The sequence below is a fragment of the Bacillus carboniphilus genome, assembly GCF_039522365.1.
GTDB lineage: Bacteria > Bacillota > Bacilli > Bacillales > JC228 > Bacillus_BF > Bacillus_BF carboniphilus.
Window position 1 is genome coordinate 79,414 of the sequence record NZ_BAAADJ010000006.1, and the last position, 19,217, is coordinate 98,630.

The window sequence follows — 19,217 nt, forward strand, 5'->3', positions numbered from 1 at the left end:
GAGTCAGAAATAAAACGTTCTTCGGGTACAAACCCCAATCATCGTATCACTGAAAACGTATTCCATACAAGAAGTATTTTGGGGTTTTCGGCAAATTTACCATGCCAATAAATGGGATATGAACAAATGGCTAAACTTGTTATAATCTTCCAGTAATGGGAGGTAACCTCAATTATAAGATACGTTTGAAGGATATCATTTGTGGGGGTTGCCTTAAGACCAGAGTCTATTTGCTGTTCCCATTTTTTTAGAGGCTGTTTTAATTTTATGGAATACTCCCTAAAAATTAGCTCATACTGATTTGTGTATGCTAACAAGTCTGTCCACTTGAACGCTTAGGACCAATTAATACTAGCTAATGGTTTGAAGTTTTGAAGCTCTTCAAGGTTGTGTTCGTCATTTGCCGCTTGAGGTTCTATTCCCAATAAAACAAATTACGAAACAAATTTCCACTGTGACTCACCAGGATTTCTTGTCAAAACTCCTTCCCTTTACTAACATTTTTACCTGGTTAAAAAGGGACATACCTGGTATTTTTCAGCAACATTGTCTACTATATATCTTTTCAAACAGTATAGACGAATGGAAGATTTGTCTTGTTACAAGTTTGGGAAAGGTTTGTTTGAAAGTGGGCTATTTCATATTTTATGTCTCGAGGATTCTGTTAAAAGAAATAAGGCCTTCTTCCATTAATTACAAGACATTTTTATTGACTGATCTGTGAAGAATTTCTAATTGTAATATAGGTAAAATGTCTGTAACTTTATTTTAATGAATTTTTTCACAATTTAGTAGAGAAAGAAGTCCTAATTTCTTAAACAAATGATTAAATTTAACGGTTTCTTAATGATTAGTTTACGGTAGCAACCCAGGAAGTTGTTGGGACCAAAGTAGGTAATCCAGGAAAAAATTGCTGACATTTGAACCAATGGTAATAGTTAATAATATATAGAGTAGTCGCGCTTGCACCACTCGATTCGCGCGAAGTAATTTATCAAAATGTAAGGCCTGTAGTGCCCACCAAGTAATTCCAATGAATAGTATATGCGAGATCAAACTAACTAAGGCTTGTTGTCCAAAGCTGAATAACATGCAAATCTCCTCCCTTTTAAATCATGATAGCATAGGGGTAAGGTGAGCTAAAACTGGTTTGTGGTGTTTTTTGTTAATGGAAGGGCCGGTTTTGGGGGGCGAAAGTGCGTATTATGTGTGCCTATCGAAAGTTTAGGTGGCTCTATCGGAAAAGTTAGCGGTCTATCGGAAAACTTGTGGGGGCTATCGGAAATTTCAGCTCGTCTATCGGAAAACATCGGGCTTCTATCGGAAATTTCAGCTCGTCTATCAGAAAACTTCAAGCTTCTATCGGAAAACTTGCCACTCCTATCGGAAAATTCCGTTCTTCTATCATCAGACATACCGGAATTCGGAACTCAGTAGCCGCAATCCAGAACTCACACCCTATAATTCAGAACTCAGACCCCATAATTCAGAACTCACACCCCTCAATTCAGAACTCACACCCTTCAATACAGAACTCACACCCCTCAATTCAGAACTCACATCCCTCAATTCAGAACTCAGGCCCCTCAATTCAGAACTCAAGGCCCCTCAATTCAGAACTCACACCCCTCAATCCAGAACTCCACCCTCATTATCCAGAACCCCCCACCAAATCCCACCAACAAAACAAAAAAGCCGCAGCCTCCTCGGCCACAGCTTCTTCGCTCATTCACCTTACTGTAAAAAATCCGTAAATCCATCAAAATTGAATTGGAAGAACTCCATCGCGGTACCTGGCACCACGCCGTAAAACACAGTAGCCACTGCACATACAATGACGACAACTGCTGGCCCCACTGGGATGTTGATGCCCACCCCAGCATTCGCCGCTCCACCACCTGCAGGTCTAAAGAACATTTGGATCATGATCCCAAAATAGTACACGTACGAAATCACGGTGGTGATGATCATAATACTACCTAAAATGATGTGCCCAGGTGCCGTTACAAAAGCACTTGCTAAAATGTGGAGCTTCCCGATAAATCCGGCTGTACCCGGTATTCCAGCTAACGATAGCAAGAATATCCCCATGGCCACCGCTAGTGCTGGTGCTTTTTTATAAAGACCCGCAAACGAGCTAATATCTTCAGATTGACTCGTTTCCGATACCATTTGTAAAACAGCAAAGGCTCCAATGGTCATAAAGATATAGGCGAACAGGTAAAACCAGATAGCTTCAAACATGAACTGGGACAAGCTGGTAAAGGCCACCAGTATGTAACCGGCATGGCCAATACTTGAGTAAGCAAGCATCCGCTTCACACTTCGTTGACGTATGGCGATGAGGTTCCCTACAATCATGGTGATGGCTGCAATCACGCCGATATAGGTTTGACCATCCAATAACACCACGCCGGTTTCACCCGAACTTCGCGCTGCCGTAAAAATAGATAGGGCTAGACGAATCAATAAGACAAATCCGGCTGTCTTCGAAACAACGCTCAGGAAGGCAGCAACCGGCGTTGGTGCACCTTCATATACATCCGGTGCCCACATGTGAAACGGAATCGATGCAATTTTAAAGGCGACACCCACTAGCACCATTAGAAATGCAATCCCTAGGAGATACACATAACTGGTATCTGCCATGTACGGTAATGTCTGCCCCATTTCCCTTAAGTTCGTTGTGCCACTTAATCCATACACATAGCTTAATCCAAATAGTAAAATAGCGGATGCAATTCCACCGTTAATCACGTATTTCATCGCGGATTCATTCGAGCGTTTGTTTCTCTTTTTCATGCCAACTAATATATACGAAGCAATCGACAACAACTCAAGTCCCACAAACAATGTAATTAAATCCGCACTAGATGTGAGGAACATAGCCCCTAGCAGCGCTGTTAACATTAGGTAGTAGAACTCTCCACCGTATGTTTCCAGCCCGTCTTCCTTTTTCGATCCCAATGCTAAAAGAAGGACAAAGGCTGTTCCGATGAGAAGCAGTAGCTTGAATGCTTTCGCAAACCCATCTAAATAAAACGTATCGTAAAGAATGGACGTTGGTTCTCCGCCGAATGTTTGCAGTAGGGCTACAAATGCAAGCATTACTGCCACTACGGATAGTCCACCGATTATATTACGGTTCGTTTTTTTAGGAAGAAAAAGGTCTAACAAGCTTAGCAAGGCTGCTGCACCAAAGATAATGAATTCCGGAGCCATCATGCCCCATTCAAACGATTTCAATGTTTCGATGTCCACTCAGGCTCACCCCCCTAACCCTTCGATGATGGTTTGCAGCGATGTAAAGAGTGGTTCTGTTAGTATCGCAGGGAACACACCAATCGCAATAATGCTGGCGACTAGTAAGCTTGATGGGAGCCATTCGAAAGACTGGATATCTTTCCATTCCTGCTTTCGTTGTTTGAATTCCCCGTAAGTAATTCCTAAACAAGCTCGTAATACATAAACTGCTGTTAAAATTAAGCCCAATAATGCGATATATCCTGCAACTGGCCATGATTTAAATAAGCCAACAAAGGCGGTAAATTCACTTATAAAACCTGACATACCTGGAATTCCTAGTGAAGCAAGGCCAGCGGTTAAGATCAGACCAGCCAAGATCGGTACTGATTTAACTAATCCTCCAAGCTCGGAAATTTTTGTCGTGCCCGCTCTCGCATATAACACACCGACTAGGAAGAAGAAAAGTGCCGAAATCAGCCCATGCGAGATGACCTGGAACATGGCTCCTTGAATCCCTTCCATATTCAACGCGCCCAAACCGACTAACACAATTCCCATGTGAGAAACGGAGGAGTATGCCAAAACTTTTTTAAGATCATCCTGAATCAGAGCTAAAAAGGCTCCGTATAGCAGGTTGATCACCCCTAAGATAATGAGGATGTTGCCAATTCCTGCGAACTCCCTTGGAAATATCTCTAAGCCGAATCGGATTAAACCGTATGCTCCAATTTTTAATAAAATACCAGAGTGTAACATGACGATTGGCGGTGGTGCTTGAGCATGGACATGGACCATCCATGTATGGAATGGAAAAATCGGTAACTTTATACCAAAAGCAATGATAATTCCAATTAACAGTCCTGTTCTGAGTTCTGGTGTCATTCGCGCTAAATGGAAGGTAGATTCGTCTTGAATGACGGCACCCAGTAGATCAAAGTTCACCGTTCCCGCTCTCGCAAACAGGATCATAATGACAATGAGAAGAATTGCTGAGCCTAATCCGTTGTATAAAAGGAAGCTATAAGCGGCTCGTTCTTTTAGCAAGTACCCCCACTTTCCAATTAAAAAGAAGGTGGAAATTAAGGTCACTTCAAAGAAAAGGAAAAATAGAATCATATTTTCTGCTGCAAAAACGCCTAGCATTCCTAATTCAAGCAGTAAGAAAAGTTGAAAATACCCCTTCCATTCCTTCTCAATTTTTAAAGAAGCAATAGCGGCCATCGTCGAAACGAAAGCTGTTAAGACCATCAACAATAAGGCAAAACCATCGACTCCTACCTCGTAAGCAACTGCGTACAAATACTGTCCTAGATCCTGCTGTTTGCCTCCATTTAGTTGGAACCAGGTTACATGTTCGTACCATTTGGAAACATCAGCACCTCTTTGTGACAGTACATATGCTGAGACGGCTAAAACCAAGGACGGCAAAGTAGCTAAGATTCCGATCCACTTGATTAAGCCAGCCTTTTCTTTTGGGATGAAAAACAAAACGAGTACGCCTAAAAGAGGTGCAAAAATTATCGTTGATAAGAATGGTAAACTCATTTAAGCACCCCTCCTGACAGCATGTAAATGACTAAGAATAGAGCTAACCCTACTACAGCAACTGTTCCGTACCATTGCACTTGGCCCGTTTGGAATCTGGATCCTTCTTTCCCTAGGTACACAACAAAGCCAGTTACGCCTCGAACAATTCCTGAAACGAGGTAGCGGTCAATAAATCGTAGGAACAAGCTGATCATTCCAACTCCTCGTACAATCGTTCCGTTGTACAATTCATCTACATAGTATTTGTTTCGAAGGATGTTGGTGGTAATCGGTGCCCCACCAGAAACAACGTCCTTTGGAATGGATCCTTTCGAATACATCAAATACGCCAGTCCAATTCCTGAAAGGGACAATAAAATCGATGCAAGCATGACCCAAACTGGACCTTCAACGTGGGAGTGTCCAAGCAAGGTGGTTCCTTCTGTCAACCAGTCTCCTAAGAAATGACCGAACCATGGTGTTTGGATGTAACCAATAAAAATCGCGAAGAAGGCTAAAACAGCCATCGGGGCAACCATGATATTCGGTGATTCATGAACCTTTTTCTGCTTCCCATTCGCTTCTCCACTAAATACGGAAAAGTACAAGCGGAACATATAAAAGGCTGTTAAAAATGTCGTGATGAGAGCAAGAATAAATAGAATCATAGTTTCCCCGCTCCAAGCAGACATTAAAATTTCATCTTTACTAAAGAATCCTGAGAGTAACGGAACACCACTAATGGCTAAAGTACCGATTAAAAAGAGTGGTGCTGTTTTTTTCAATTTTTTCGATAATCCACCCATCTCTCGGATATCCTGCGTACCCACAGCATGAATGACACTTCCGGCTGCAAGGAACAACAATGCTTTAAAGAAAGCGTGTGTCGTTAAATGAAATACGGCAGCTACATAGCCTGCAGAGCCTAACGCCAACATCATGTATCCAAGCTGACTGACGGTTGAGTATGCCAGTATTCGTTTTATATCAGTTTGGGTCAAAGCAATGGTCGCTGCAAAGATGGCCGTGAAGCCTCCAATAAGGGCAACCATAAACATAGCTTCCTGACTCAAACTGAAAAGTGGGTACAACACAGCAACTAGATAGACACCTGCTGCAACCATTGTGGCTGCGTGGATGAGTGCTGAAACTGGCGTTGGACCTTCCATGGCATCAGGTAACCAGGTGTGTAAAGGAAATTGACCTGATTTCCCAACTGCTCCGATAAAAATAAGAAGAGCCGCCAATGTGGCAAATCCACTTTCGATTAAGCCTTGATCCACCGCTTGATAGATATCTTGGATTCTAAAGCTTCCCACGTGGATATACAGAATGATGATTCCCGCTAGAAATCCAACATCCCCAATCCGCGTCATGATAAAAGCTTTTTTTGCCGCTTGCTTGGCTTCTCTTTTGAAATAATAAAAGCCGATAAGTAAAAAGGATCCTAAACCTACAAGCTCCCAGAAGAAATACACTTGCAGGAGATTTGGCGACATCACGAGTGCTAGCATGGCAAATGTGAAGAAGCTTAAATAGGCATAAAAGGTGGAAAACCGTTCCTCGCCATGCATATATCCTTTTGAGTAAATATGTACAATGAGGCTAACGATTGATACGACAAACAGCATTAAACTGTTAATCGCTGTTATTTCGATTCCCGCTGTGACGATAATCTCCCCAAGTGTGAACCATTCCCACTCGACGCTAAAGGTGGATGAAGTAAACCGATCCACTAGCACGAGTATTGAAACAAGGAATGAAAGGAAGACACCTAAAATCCCAATATGGGCACTTGCTTCACCAAGCTTTTTCCCAAACATGAGAAGTAAGATCGATGCGACGAGGGGAAGCAGCGGGATGAGCCACGCTTGTTCCATCATGTTTATCACGTTCCTCCCATCCCTTTATACAGCATTTACGCCGTATAAAAGGAAAAGATTAGTGTTCAATGTCCTAGTGTTTTAAACTCTGGTAATCATCAACATGTACTGATTTTCGGTTCCGATATAGAGCCATTAGAATAGCTAGCCCTACAGCCGCTTCTGCAGCTGCAATCGTAATCGTAAACAGTGAAAACACTTGCCCTGTCAGACTTGGTATCACGCCAAGCTTACTAAAGGCAATTAGATTTAAGTTAACTGCATTCAGCATGAGCTCGATACAGATTAGTACAATGACTGTATTTTTCTTGGTTAAGGCTCCAAATAGTCCGATACAAAAAAGCATGAGTGATAAGGTCAAATAGGCTGAAATTGGTACAGACGTCATGAGGATGAATCCCCCTCTTTTTCGTCATCTTTTTTTGCTAAAACAATCGCTCCAACTAATGCAGCAAGTAAGAGAACAGATGTTAATTCAAATGGAATCACATACTTAGAAAATAAGGAGACTCCGATTTGTTTTGTGTTATCTACATGCAAATTGCTCGCTTGCTCTGGGATATCAAGGTGGAAAATGCCATAGTACATGACCACCGCAAATCCAAAGATTCCAAGAAACAGTAAAAACGTTGGCCATTTTCCTGCTTCTTTCTCCTGATCTTCATCCTGGTGTCGAGTCAGCATAATTCCAAACAGCATAATAATCGTAATGGCTCCTGAATAAATAAGGATTTGAACAACCGCCACGAATTCAGCGGAAAGTGTTACATAGATCCCGGCTAAACTGACAAAGGTCAGAACAAGTGCCATAACCATGTGCACAACTTTTTTCAGCTGAAGGAGAAGAATCCCCCCGATTAAACTAGAGATACCTAATATCATAAAAATGAGGAGCTCACCCGAAAAAGTGAAAGTCATACTTTATTCTCCTCCCGAATGTTCTCATCATTTTCATTGAGCCATTCCAAATCTTTAAAAAGCTCATCCCTGCTATACTCGGCCAGTTCAAAGTTATTGGTCATAACAATGGCCTCTGTCGGACAAACCTCTGTGCAGAGATCACATAAAATACAAATCTCAAAGTTAATATCATACGTTTCTATGATTTTTCCTCTTTTATCAGGATCCGGATGTTTCTTCTCTGTTAAGGAGATACAATCCGTCGGACAAATATTTACGCACTGATTACAGACAATACATTTTTCCGGGTAAAACTTCTGAATGCCACGAAACCGGTCTGGCATCTGAATGGATTCATTCGGATAATCATACGTTACCTTTTTCTTCGTTAAGTTCTTGAGCGTGTATGATAGTCCTTTGGCTAAACCTAACATGCTGTCACTCCTTCCTTTCGTCGGGGTGGTATGTGCTGTTGCATTGGGGCTATGTGCCGTTGGTCGGGCTTTATGGGCCGTCGCTCGGGTTCTATGTGCCGTTGATCGGGTTCTATGTGCCGTCGCTCGGGTTTTATGTGCCGCCGCCCGGGTTCTATGTGCCGTCGTTCGGGTTCTATGTGCCGCCGCACGGGTTTTATGTGCCGCCGCACGGGTTCTATGTGCCGACGCTCGGGTTCTATGTGCTGTCCTTCGGGTTCTATGCGCCTTCGTTTGGGTTCTATGTGCCGTCGCTCGGGTTCTATGGGACACTTACTCACGGGTTATGGGACACTTCCCCCGCTTTATGGGACACTTTCCACTTTCTACGGGACACTTCCCCCACTTTATGGGACGTTATGGTTCGAGAATCACGCACCCACTACCCCAACAGCCCCTTCACCAACGCAGTTACAAATATATTGGCGAGTGCCACTGGAAGCAGCACCTTCCATCCAAATTCCATCAATTGATCGGCGCGGATTCTTGGGAATGTAAAGCGAATCCACAGTAGTAGAAACACAACCATCATGAACTTGATACTGAACCAAACGGCTCCTGGAATGAATCCTAAGAATGGTAGTGGTAACCAGCCACCTAGGAATAAAACTGTTGTGATGGCAGCCATTGCGAATAGGTATACGTATTCCGATAGCATGAAGAACGCCCAACGGAAACCTGAGAATTCTACATGATATCCCGCTACAAGCTCTGATTCTGCTTCCGGAAGGTCAAATGGTGTACGGTTTAACTCTGCGACCGCTGCAATCAGAAAGACTAAGAAAGCAACCGGTTGATACACAATAAACCACATATTTTCTTGAGCTGCCACGATGTCATTCAAGTTTAGAGAACCTGCCAGTAAAATGACACCTACTAACGACATAACAAGTGGAATCTCGTAGGAAATCATCTGAGCTGCAGCACGCATTCCCCCAATGAGGGAGTACTTATTGTTGGACGCCCAACCTGCTGCGATAATCCCGATTGTCGATAAACCTGAGACTCCAATGTAATAAAGTAAGGCGACTCCTATATCAGCAAATTGAAAGTTATCCGTAAATGGAATAACGGCTAGCACCAGGAACGACGGTGCAAAGGCAATGACCGGAGCTAAAATAAACAAGGGGCGGTCTGCCACCTTTGGAATCGTATCTTCCTTGATTAGTAGTTTCAGAACATCGGCAACCGTTTGGAGTAACCCCCATTTTCCCCCGACGTGACTCGGTCCATGCCGAAGCTGCATAAAGGCCATTACTTTTCGTTCTGCCAAAATGGCATACGTTACAAATCCTAGAACGGCAAATAGCAATAGAGCAGCAAATACAACATATAAAAGGAAGTTTGTGAACGCTGGTGCATTTTGAAACCACATGTTCATTAGCCGTCCACCTCCCCAAGCACAATGTCAATGGCTCCGAGTATGGCAATTAAGTTGGCCATATTTTCGCCTTCCAACAGCTTCGGTAAAATTTGTAGGTTGTAGAAGGAAGGCCTACGGAATTTTAATCGATACGGCTCTTTTTTCCCGTCGCTAGCAATATAGCAACCTATTTCTCCTCGAGGCGATTCGATTCTGACAAAGGCTTCTCCTTTTGGTGCCTTAATCATTCTTGGCACCTTACCCATAATCTCCCCGTCCTTTGGAAACTGTTCGCACGCCTGTTCAATAATTTTAAGTGACTCTTCGATTTCAGCTAGGCGACATTGATAGCGCGCCCAAGCATCTCCGCCTTCTTGGGTCGGCACATCGAAATCGAAACGATCATAAATGGAGTAGGGTTCGTCTTTACGAAGATCCCATTTTACTCCTGTACAGCGAAGGTTTGCCCCGCTCAAGCTATAGTTGAGAGCGTCTTCCTTCGTATACTTTCCAACACCCATAACTCGGCTTTTAAAAATTTCATTACCAGTCACGAGCTTGTGGTAACCGTCGAGTTGCTCTCTCATATATGGTACAAATTCTTTTACTTTCTCTAACCAGCCTTCTGGAGCATCCCACTTCACGCCTCCAACCCGCATGTAGTTGAAGGTGAGACGACCACCAGAGAGCTCATTCAGTAGATTGATAATCATTTCTCTTTCACGGAACGCATATAGAAATGGACTAACCGCTCCAATGTCCAGTAAGTATGTACCCCACCAAACCAAGTGACTGGCTACTCTTCCTAACTCCATCGCCAATACCCTCAGGTACTCGGCACGGTCCGGAATTTCATACCCTGCCATTGTCTCAACAGCGTGACAAAGGATGTAGTTGTTTGTCATAGCCGAAAGATAATCCATGCGATCCGTGTATGGAATGATTTGTGTATATTGTAGGTCTTCCGCTAGTTTTTCTGTTCCACGATGTAAATAGCCAATGACTGGCTTGGCCTCTTTGATGATTTCTCCATCAATCTTGATAACAAGACGAAATACACCGTGGGTACTAGGATGCTGGGGACCTACGTTTAATAGCATTTCTTCTGTTCGTAACATCCCTACACCTCCACGTCATACGGCTCATAATCCTTGCGGAGGGGGTATCCTACCCAGTCCTCTCCAAGAAAAATTCTGTGCAATTTCGGGTGCCCGTTGAAACGGATTCCCAGTAAATCATAGGTCTCACACTCTGGCCAATTGGCCCCCGCCCAAAGCGGTGTAATCGACTCAACTTCTGGTTGCTCCCGATCCACTTTTACCTTTAACGCTACTGATTGCTTATTTGTAAAAGAATACAGATGCGAATAGACTTCCATATGTGATTCAAAGTCTGTTCCATGAAGGTCAGAAAGAAACTCAAAGTGTAGGTCTGGATGTGTTTTTAGACATTGAGCGATTTTAAAGTAGCTTTCCTTGGTTGCGACCAATGTTGGAACATCTTTCGAAAGTTCATTTATATACGATTCTTCTAGCTGATTTGGACCCAGCTCTTTTTCAATGATGGCTACATATTTATCTAGGAACTTTTGCTGCGGTGATGGTTCTTTTGGGGTCTCATCCTCTTCTGGGGTGTCGGTTGTATTGGCTCTCGCTTTTGCAGCAGCTGCGGCTTTTGCTTTCGCCTTAGCTTTGGCGGCTGCGATGGCTTTGGCTTTTTCATCATCCGTTGAGCTTCCAGACTCGCCTCCGTCTTGCTTGGCTTTGGCGGCTGCCTTCGCTTTCGCAGCTGCTGCCGCTTTTGCTTTCGCTGCAGCTATCGCTTTGGCCTTGGCGTCGTCATCTGAGCTACCCTCTTCTGCTTCCTTCTGCTTCTTTCTGGCAAGAGCAGCGGCTTTTGCTTTCGCAGCTGCTGCGGCTTTGGCCTTCGCATCGTCATCCGAGCTACCTTCTCCTGCTTCTTCCCGCTTCTTTTTGGCAAGAGCTGCTGCTTTCGCTTTTGCAGCGGCGGCAGCTTTGGCTTTGGCAGCAGCGGCAGCCTTGGCCTTCGCGTCTTCTAGATTTTTTTCCGCAGGTTCCTCAGGAGACGCAGCCTCTGCTTCCTCCGTCTTGGATTCTTCTGAAGAAGGGTCGGTTTCTGTTGCAGGCTCACTAGTTTCCACTTCTACATCCGTTTCGCTTGCATTGCTCTCTTCAGACTGATTTTCCATGTTGGTATCAGCTTTTTCAGTGGTACTGGAAGCCTCCGCTTCAGCTACCTCTACTTTTTGCTCTTCTTTTTCCGAATCAGTTTCTACCTTATTATTGTCAGCGCTTTCAGCGTTAGCTTGGGCTTCCAGCGCTTTTTTCTCTTCTCTCTTCTTTTTCGCAGCGGCTTTGGCTTTTTCCACTGCTTCTCTCTTTAATTCTTCTAAACTTTTATTTTCCTCTGACACGATTACCTCACCTTCTTCCCGGTTTTAGCCTCGTATCTTATTTTTTCTTTGAGTTTGTTAATTCCATAAATTAATGCAGCCGGGTTGGGTGGACAACCTGGTATGTATATATCAACAGGTACGACCTGGTCCACTCCCTTCACGACGGAGTACGATTTGACGTAAGGTCCACCTGCTGTGGCACACGATCCCATCGCAATCACCCATTTTGGTTCTGGCATCTGGTCATATAATCTTTTTACAACCGGAGCCATTTTTTTCGTCACCGTCCCAGAAACAATCATGACATCTGATTGACGTGGTGACGTTCTAAAAAAGGAACCAAAGCGGTCCAAGTCGTAGTGAGCACCACCGACTCCCATCATTTCAATGGCGCAGCAAGCCAAACCGAAAGTCATTGGCCATAACGAATTGCTTCTTGCCCAGCCTTTAATTTGTTCTAGTGTAGAAAAAAATACATTCCGCTTGATTTCTTCTTCATCGAGCGGTGAGAATGCGTCTAATTTTACATCCATTTCAACACCTTCTTTTTCCAAGCATAGATCAATCCGATAAGTAACATGACAACAAAGATAAGCATTTCTATGAGGGCAAAAATTCCGAGCTCTTCATAGGCCACCGCCCATGGATATAAAAACACGGTTTCAACGTCAAATATGACAAACATGAGGGCAAAGATGTAGTAGCGAACGTTAAATTGAACTCTTGAATCATGAAACGGATCAATCCCGCTTTCATAAGTTGTATACTTTGCTGGATTGGGTACGTTCGGTCTGAGGAGCTTCCCTAAGGTGAGTGCGACAACTGGAAGTAAAATCCCCACCAGCAAAAAGGCAAGAACGATTAAATAGTTATTTTCATACACGTGTAAGCTCAAGATCATCCCTTCCTAATTGTTTAAAATTTTTGAATCGTTTTAATATTAGTAATTATGCTATCATTATAGCAAAAATTTGGCAAAGAACTCTAGTAGATTTATATTTACTCTCATTTGTATGAAAGAGAACAGGTTTCTATCACTTTTTTTGGGGGTGGTGGGACTAGATATATGTTAATTATGTGGATTGTCAGTATACTAAGCAGCTTTGGTTTGGAGTTTCTGTTTTCTGTGCCAAATATTCCAAAAATATACAGAAACAGTACAAAAAGTTGAGTTTCTATTCCGTTTTTACCAACAATTGTAAAATAGGGAACACAAACTTAGATTTCTGTTCTGTTTGTTCCAGTAATATCCAAAAATGGCACAGAAACCAGATATACCCCTCCGCATTACCTAAAATTTGTAAAAAAATAGCACAAGAACTTAAAACTCCGATTCCCATATGAAATAGAATCGACTTCAAATACTACTACCCTCCCAATCTATCAATTTTTTGACAATTTTGTGAACTCTCCTGCATATGGTATAAAAAGGAGGTTTGTCTGATGATTGGACTTTGGGGTGCCACAATTGGCGGCTTCTTGTTACTTCTTGCAGTAATTGGTGGATTTATTTATTTCATTCGTTTAGGTTTAAATGTGGAACAAGAAGAGGGAGAAATGGAAGTAAAAGAGCTTTTACAGAACATGAAAGAAGAGGAAGCGAGGCCCTAGTAAGCGTGGGCTGCTTCCTCTTTTCTTTTTCCTTTTCCAACTGGTTTGGATTCCCATTCACCGATTGTACATAGAACATCTTCGAGTGACATGGCATGGTCGGCTCTTTGCATCGCTTCATCAATCGTCCCAATGAATTTCAGTTCGCCTTGATTTAGGATTCCGATTCGGTTACACATGCGCAAGATTTCACCAGCATCATGAGTGGTATAGACGATGGTTTTGCCTTGTGCGGCTAAGCTTTGGATATAGCGATTGATTTCCCTTTTAGATTGAATGTCAATCCCGACAGTAGGCTCATCCATAATGAGGACATCGGGTTCATGAATTAACGAAACGGCAATGTTTAGTTTTCGCTTCATTCCCCCGGAAAGTGTAGACACCTTGTGACGCCACCTGTCTTTTAGGCCGACCTGCTCACACAATGCCAACAGGTAGCTCTTTTTAGCCTTCGGATTGGTCAATTTGCTCCAAAACTTCATGTTTTCCGCAACGGTTAGTTCTGGCCATAGTGCTAAGTCCTGTGGAACGTACCCTAGCTGTTTTCGAATATCTTTGGCTTGTTTTCGTACGTTTTTCCCATCGACCAGAATGGATCCTGATGTCGGCTGCAAGATGGTAGCCATGATGGATAGAAGTGTGGATTTACCTGCCCCATTGGGTCCAATAAGCCCAAACACTTCTCCTCTTCCAATCGAGAATGTTAGCCCTCGTAATGACTCATGCTTCCCGTATTTTTTTCGAACCTCTTGAATCTCAATCAATTCGTCCACCACTCTTTCTAATTGCCCCTAGGGTTATCACAATACCTATTGCTGTCCAAATCCACAGTGCTTCTTTTGTCCCTTGTAAAAATGAAGTGACGGGTGATACCATGGCGACTTTTTCTAAAGGCTGGTACAATTCTGCCACTGGGAAAAGGCTTCCGCCGAGTACAGATAATAAGCAGCCGATACTAAACGCAGTCAGATAGTAGGTTGCCTTATTTTTAAACAAGAGCGCTAAAGTTAAGCCGATGGTAAACGCAATCCAAATGAACCAGGTGACCCACCCATAGTTAGCTGGGTCGGTATCATTTACATACGCGTAAAGGATGACCGCTATCACTCCTTGTAGCATATGAATCGCCAGGTGAGCCCCTCCAACACCAACTAAGTAGGATCTCGTACCACCTGAGGTAGTCATCATCCGGGACTGTATACTTCTATCCTTCGCAACCAGCAACCATTGAAATGAAGTAACAATCATAAGAAGTGTTACAAAGCTCCATATGGACCAAAAGTGGATGGTTGAGCCAGTCTGGTCATTTTCAATGTTGCCACCATTGACATCGTACAGCTCATACTCAATCCCCATAAGAGGCTCTGGGTCCCAGTAGGAATCCGAATGCTGGTAAGCTTCTTTCCATACTTCATTAGCATCCATCTCTGGTTTTAACGATCCATAGTACTTTACAACGATATTGGCTGCCTTCATATTACTTGAAATTCTCGTAAGCTCACTTGCTAAAAGCTCTTGGACAATTCCATAACCGAAGGAGGAGGATGAGCTTTTTACAATAACCGTTCCATCCCGTTTTTCAGCTTTTAGTTGATCTTTTAACCCTTCTGTCAGGACAAAAATACTGTCTATTTCTCTTTGCAGGAGTTTTCTTTCAGCTTCTTCATGCCCCAACTCAAACACTTGTATTTCAGGTAAGCTCTGAAGGCGTTCGATAACCAAAGTAGATGTTTCTGTTTGATCCTCATCTACAATGGCTACAGGGATGGCTAGACCCTCCTGTGTTTCCTGGAAAAAGTCTGTTAAGAACCAGGTTAGTGCGAACGGTAACAGTAAGGTAATCAAAAGTTTGATTGGACTTTTACAGAACCGCTTTAGTTGATGAATAAAAAGAGAGACAATCATGACATCACCCTCCTTATTCTTAGCTTTTCTAAACCATACGCGAGTAAACTAAAACCGACTATGAAAATCCCAATGATTCCGATGATTTCGGTGAGCCCCTCTGACTCTGTGAGGATTAAAGAATACCCGTTCATAGCCCAATAGTTTGGGATAAAACTAGAAGCCGTTTCTAGCCAAACTGGTAGGTAAACTGGCGGTAAGATATGCCCTCCTAGTAAAAGGAAGAGCATCATGGCTAAGGCACTTCCTACGAGCAGTCCTTTTTCATTGGTAATGGCTGCTTCTATACATAGGAAGAAAGTGATAAATAAAAATCCAATGACCATTAAAAATAATGTGATGGTGAGAGAATTTGAGAATAGTTGAGACCAATGTAATACAGGGTAAAGTAAAGCTGTTTGCCCCCATACAATACATGAGGTTGCCAGGAGTCTTCCTTTGAACCGGTGGCTAGTTGTTACACCAGAGATCAGGAGACGTTTGAGAAGCGTTTCATCAATAGAGGACCGTGTTAACCAAAGGGATGAAAATGCCCATATCATGATGATAGCAATCAAAACGGAGCCAGCATAATACTGTTTTAGGTCGGCCGTGTGTAATTCATCTACTTTTTCCTGCTCATATAAATCATTTCTTCCGAGAGCATGGAAGGTAAAGTCTACAATACTACTGGTAAAAGCTTGTCTGATTAAATCTTTGGGTGCATCTGCTTCACGAAGATAGGCATCTACTGTATTGACCCCACTTTGTGCTGCTGAGATAAACTGTGATGCACTTTCCATAAAATAACGGACCAGTTGAGATTGAAAAGGCCGCTGGGAGTTCCCAACGACCTTGACTGGTGTATTGATTCCAACAGCAAGATCCTTGCTAAACTTCTCTGGAATGATCATGATAGCCGTTATTTCATTGTCCTCCAGTAGTTGAAATGCCTCTTCTTCTGTCATCATTTGTACTGAAAGCAAGGATTGAATGTGTTCTGCACTCGTCATATGTTCAATGATATAGCCTGTTTCCATGCTTTTTTCATGATCTACAATGGCAACTGGAATCGGATTTGCATCTTCATCTGGTTTTACCACATTGATCACAACGAGGACCACACCAAAAGTGAGCAGAATAGGAACAAGGAAGCTTGCTAAAAGCAGCTTCCATTGTTTTAGAACACTTTTCAATTGTATGAGTAAAAGGGCTACTGTTTTCCCCATGGTTTACACCTACATTTAATTAGAATCCACCAAATTGTCCCATCAATCCGTACATCGCACTTTCTAGGTTATACATGATTTCTTCTGCTAACATCATAAGCTCTTGATCAGATAGCTCTGTTACGTTAACTCCACCATCTAGATTTGGAACGTCGATTGATTTCTTGAATTCTGTTTTGTTATCTACGTTTAATGTTACAGTGAAGCTTTCGTAAGAATCACCTACATTAAATGTGAACACATAGTTTTGATTTGCGTAATCATCAGAAAGGTTAATGTCATAGTTTTCTTCTACTGTACCGTTTAAGAAGAAACCATCCATGCCTGCCATGATATTGCTACCAAGATCTAAGTCAAAGTTATGAACAGCATTTACTTCGCTGCCAGAAACCTTTTTATAATCTGAATCAATGGAGAACACGATATTTACAAGTTCCTCACCGTATTCTTTAGCGTTAACCGTGACGTCTACGTTTTGTTTACGCTCAGAACCTTTACCTTCGATTTCAGAAGTAATGGCGAAGAAACCAGATGTATCTTCTTCTCCTTTAACACTTACCTTAAATTCTTTTTGTTGCTTACCATCATTGGTTACGTTGTACGTAGAAAGTACGAATTGTACTGTTTCGTAGCTGTCTGACGCTTCAAACATAATTTCACGTTGTACGATTGTGTCGTCTGAATCAATCCAGATTGCAGATTGAATACCAGATTCTAATTGAATTTCATCTACAGAATTTGCAGCATCTTGTAAGCCAGCAACTAATTCAGCTTTTAACTCATCTGCAGGTAAAACATAGATCGTCGGATCACTTTCTAATTGTGCTTGTTCTACAATTAGCTCATAGCGTTTTGTAATGATATTTAGTAAGTTTTCATCCTTCGCAGCTGTGTTAAGGAAATCTGCTACAAGACTTTGTACTTCTTCTTCTGAAAGAGTAAGTGTAATTTTGTCTGCTTTTACATTGACACCATTTACACTAACTTTTTGACCATCTTCACGAGTAAAGTTCTCTTCCGCTAACTTATCGATTAGAAGTTTACCGTACGTTTCTTTTAATGCTGCTTTTTCGTCATCTGTTAGTTTAAGATCACTTAGTTTAATAGTATCTAAGTTTAGTGTTTCTGGACCGATGTAGTAAGGGTCCATACGACGCATGAATTCACCGAATTGAGTTGTATCCATGAAAAGGAAATCAGAGTAAGCTAATGGCACGCGAAGACCTAATTTGTCCCCGTCTTGAACTACTTCTGCATCAGCTAGCGTATTTCCTTGTAATTCCACACCAATTTTTGCATAGTTCTTGTTGTTGTTAAGATCTGACATCGAATCCACAGAGATGTTGATTTGGTCTAGAAGACCTTGCACCATCATAAGTGTTGGATCTGGCGTGTCTAATTGAACATCAAAGTTTCCACTAATGTCAGTTTCAGACGTATATGGCTCATTTTCCATACGTTCTTGCATTTCAAATACATCGCCATACAAACTATTAAAGTCTTCTTGCGCTTGCGTAAATGATTTATATTCAGCTTGCAAATATGCTTCCTTCGGAGATTTATTTGACATAAATCCGTAAACTACAATTGAAGAAACCAATACAACCGCTGCTATTACGGAACCGATTAACCATTTCTTTGAAACTGGTTTGGGTCCGCTGTTTGGAGCTGTTTCTAGTCCAGCTGCCACTTCCTGTCTTGTCTGGTTTTGATTTTCGTTACTCACAGGAGCTCCTCCTTTTTATCTATAAAACTTTTGAAACACATTTGTAATATTTGCGCACTAGACTATACTACTCTATCTGCTTATAAATTTCCATATATTTAGCAAATTATATAAGAAATTGTTGAAAAATAAGTTAAAAGGCCTAACAAACTGGCTTTTTCTCTATTTATAGGTCAATTTTACCTTGGTTGTTGTTGGATATGGAGGATAATAATTGTTACAAAAATGTTACAAGAGGAGGCCTGTCTATTACTCTTTACACTATATTAGCGGGTGGGGTGGAACATTCCAGAATTGTGGTGGGAATAAATGGTGGGGGTGTTTATGGAAAGCCGGTTATGGGGTTGGGTGGATCGGCGGTTAGGGATGAGCGTGAAATTGGGTCTGTAGGGAATTGTAGCCGGTTTTTGTTAATGGAAGGGCCGGTTGGTGGGTGTGGTGGTTTAACAATGCTGAGGATGGGGCACTTTGAGTATATTTTTGGTGGATGGTGTACCTGGATAGGCAATTTTGGCGCGTGTATGGGAAACTTTGTGCCTCCTATCGGAAAAGTTCTGGCTTCTATCGGAAACTTTTGCACCTTTATCGGAAAAGTCATGGCTTCTATCGGAAACTTTGACTCGCCTATCGAAAAATTCCGGCTTCTATCAAGAAACTTTGACTCACCTATCAGAAAAATTCTGGCTACTATCGGTAACTTTGACTCACCTATCAGAAAAATTCTGGGTTCTATCGGAAATGTTCCGACTTCTACTGAAAAATACATCAATGTTAGTACATAATTTTGCATGAGCCTACCTAAGTACTCCGTTTTCAGAACTCGGTGCCCCTTTTTCAGAACTCGACATCCTTTTTTCAGAACTCGGCATCCCCTTTTCGGAACTCGACACCCCTTTTTCAGAACTCGGCACTCCTTATTCAGAACTCCGCAACCTTTTTTCAGAACTTGGCATCCTTTT

The 19,217-nt window shown here is 42.3% G+C and carries 18 protein-coding genes; 2 read left to right on the top strand and 16 right to left on the bottom strand.

What is annotated here, in order from left to right:
• Positions 1-855: 855 nt before the first annotated feature.
• From ABDZ91_RS03940 to ABDZ91_RS03995, 12 genes are all read right to left on the bottom strand, one after another.
• On the bottom strand, positions 856-1,092 hold the full coding sequence (locus ABDZ91_RS03940; protein ID WP_343796559.1) for a DUF1146 family protein: 237 nt from the start codon (positions 1,090-1,092) through the stop codon (positions 856-858).
• Between the two features lie 642 nt (positions 1,093-1,734).
• Positions 1,735-3,261 carry an NADH-quinone oxidoreductase subunit NuoN gene (nuoN, locus tag ABDZ91_RS03945; protein WP_343796561.1) on the bottom strand — a complete coding sequence of 509 codons (1,527 nt, stop codon included), beginning with the start codon at positions 3,259-3,261 and terminating at the stop codon, positions 1,735-1,737.
• Positions 3,262-3,267: 6 nt separating this feature from the next.
• On the bottom strand, positions 3,268-4,791 hold the full coding sequence (locus ABDZ91_RS03950; protein ID WP_343796562.1) for a complex I subunit 4 family protein: 1,524 nt from the start codon (positions 4,789-4,791) through the stop codon (positions 3,268-3,270).
• Positions 4,788-6,656 carry an NADH-quinone oxidoreductase subunit L gene (nuoL, locus tag ABDZ91_RS03955; RefSeq protein ID WP_343796564.1) on the bottom strand — a complete coding sequence of 623 codons (1,869 nt, stop codon included), beginning with the start codon at positions 6,654-6,656 and terminating at the stop codon, positions 4,788-4,790. The genes ABDZ91_RS03950 and nuoL overlap by 4 nt, the downstream gene beginning before the upstream one ends.
• 73 nt (positions 6,657-6,729) lie before the next feature.
• Positions 6,730-7,044, bottom strand: a complete 315-nt coding sequence (gene nuoK, locus ABDZ91_RS03960; RefSeq protein ID WP_343796567.1) for an NADH-quinone oxidoreductase subunit NuoK — start codon at positions 7,042-7,044, stop codon at positions 6,730-6,732.
• Complete coding sequence (locus ABDZ91_RS03965; protein WP_343796569.1) at positions 7,041-7,574, bottom strand: NADH-quinone oxidoreductase subunit J; 534 nt, start codon at positions 7,572-7,574, stop codon at positions 7,041-7,043. The genes nuoK and ABDZ91_RS03965 overlap by 4 nt, the downstream gene beginning before the upstream one ends.
• A complete protein-coding gene (gene nuoI / locus ABDZ91_RS03970; protein WP_343796571.1) occupies positions 7,571-7,990 on the bottom strand; it encodes an NADH-quinone oxidoreductase subunit NuoI in 420 nt (139 codons plus the stop codon). Before nuoI ends, ABDZ91_RS03965 begins: the two co-directional genes overlap by 4 nt.
• Positions 7,991-8,411: 421 nt before the next feature.
• Positions 8,412-9,404 carry an NADH-quinone oxidoreductase subunit NuoH gene (gene nuoH, locus ABDZ91_RS03975; protein ID WP_425541787.1) on the bottom strand — a complete coding sequence of 331 codons (993 nt, stop codon included), beginning with the start codon at positions 9,402-9,404 and terminating at the stop codon, positions 8,412-8,414.
• 5 nt (positions 9,405-9,409) lie between these two features.
• Positions 9,410-10,510, bottom strand: coding sequence for an NADH-quinone oxidoreductase subunit D (locus ABDZ91_RS03980; RefSeq protein WP_343796575.1), 1,101 nt, complete (start codon positions 10,508-10,510; stop codon positions 9,410-9,412).
• A gap of 2 nt (positions 10,511-10,512) precedes the next feature.
• Positions 10,513-11,826 (bottom strand): NADH-quinone oxidoreductase subunit C, encoded by a 1,314-nt coding sequence (locus tag ABDZ91_RS03985; RefSeq protein ID WP_343796577.1) that lies wholly within the window; start codon positions 11,824-11,826, stop codon positions 10,513-10,515.
• Positions 11,827-11,828: 2 nt separating this feature from the next.
• Complete coding sequence (locus ABDZ91_RS03990) at positions 11,829-12,341, bottom strand: NuoB/complex I 20 kDa subunit family protein (RefSeq protein WP_343796579.1); 513 nt, start codon at positions 12,339-12,341, stop codon at positions 11,829-11,831.
• Positions 12,332-12,709 carry an NADH-quinone oxidoreductase subunit A gene (locus ABDZ91_RS03995; RefSeq protein ID WP_343796581.1) on the bottom strand — a complete coding sequence of 126 codons (378 nt, stop codon included), beginning with the start codon at positions 12,707-12,709 and terminating at the stop codon, positions 12,332-12,334. Before ABDZ91_RS03995 ends, ABDZ91_RS03990 begins: the two co-directional genes overlap by 10 nt.
• 542 nt (positions 12,710-13,251) lie before the next feature.
• Between ABDZ91_RS03995 and ABDZ91_RS04000 the strand changes: the two genes are divergently transcribed.
• Positions 13,252-13,419 (top strand): hypothetical protein, encoded by a 168-nt coding sequence (locus ABDZ91_RS04000; protein WP_343796583.1) that lies wholly within the window; start codon positions 13,252-13,254, stop codon positions 13,417-13,419.
• On the opposite strand, the gene ABDZ91_RS04005 is transcribed toward ABDZ91_RS04000, so the two are convergent.
• The 4 genes from ABDZ91_RS04005 to ABDZ91_RS04020 are packed head-to-tail and all read right to left on the bottom strand — an operon-like array spanning position 13,416 to position 18,258.
• Complete coding sequence (locus ABDZ91_RS04005; protein WP_343796585.1) at positions 13,416-14,192, bottom strand: ABC transporter ATP-binding protein; 777 nt, start codon at positions 14,190-14,192, stop codon at positions 13,416-13,418. The two genes, ABDZ91_RS04000 and ABDZ91_RS04005, sit on opposite strands and share 4 nt — an antisense overlap.
• Positions 14,176-15,324 (bottom strand): ABC transporter permease, encoded by a 1,149-nt coding sequence (locus ABDZ91_RS04010; protein WP_343796586.1) that lies wholly within the window; start codon positions 15,322-15,324, stop codon positions 14,176-14,178. The genes ABDZ91_RS04005 and ABDZ91_RS04010 overlap by 17 nt, the downstream gene beginning before the upstream one ends.
• Entirely contained in the window at positions 15,321-16,532 is a 1,212-nt protein-coding gene (locus tag ABDZ91_RS04015) for an ABC transporter permease (protein WP_343796590.1), read from the bottom strand. Before ABDZ91_RS04015 ends, ABDZ91_RS04010 begins: the two co-directional genes overlap by 4 nt.
• A 19-nt stretch (positions 16,533-16,551) precedes the next feature.
• The gene (locus ABDZ91_RS04020) at positions 16,552-18,258 is read right to left on the bottom strand and encodes a DUF6583 family protein (RefSeq protein WP_343796593.1); all 1,707 of its coding nucleotides are present in this window, start codon (positions 18,256-18,258) and stop codon (positions 16,552-16,554) included.
• Between the two features lie 278 nt (positions 18,259-18,536).
• On the opposite strand from ABDZ91_RS04020, the gene ABDZ91_RS04025 reads away from it, so the two are divergent.
• Complete coding sequence (locus ABDZ91_RS04025; RefSeq protein ID WP_343796595.1) at positions 18,537-19,040, top strand: hypothetical protein; 504 nt, start codon at positions 18,537-18,539, stop codon at positions 19,038-19,040.
• Positions 19,041-19,217 lie beyond the last annotated feature (177 nt).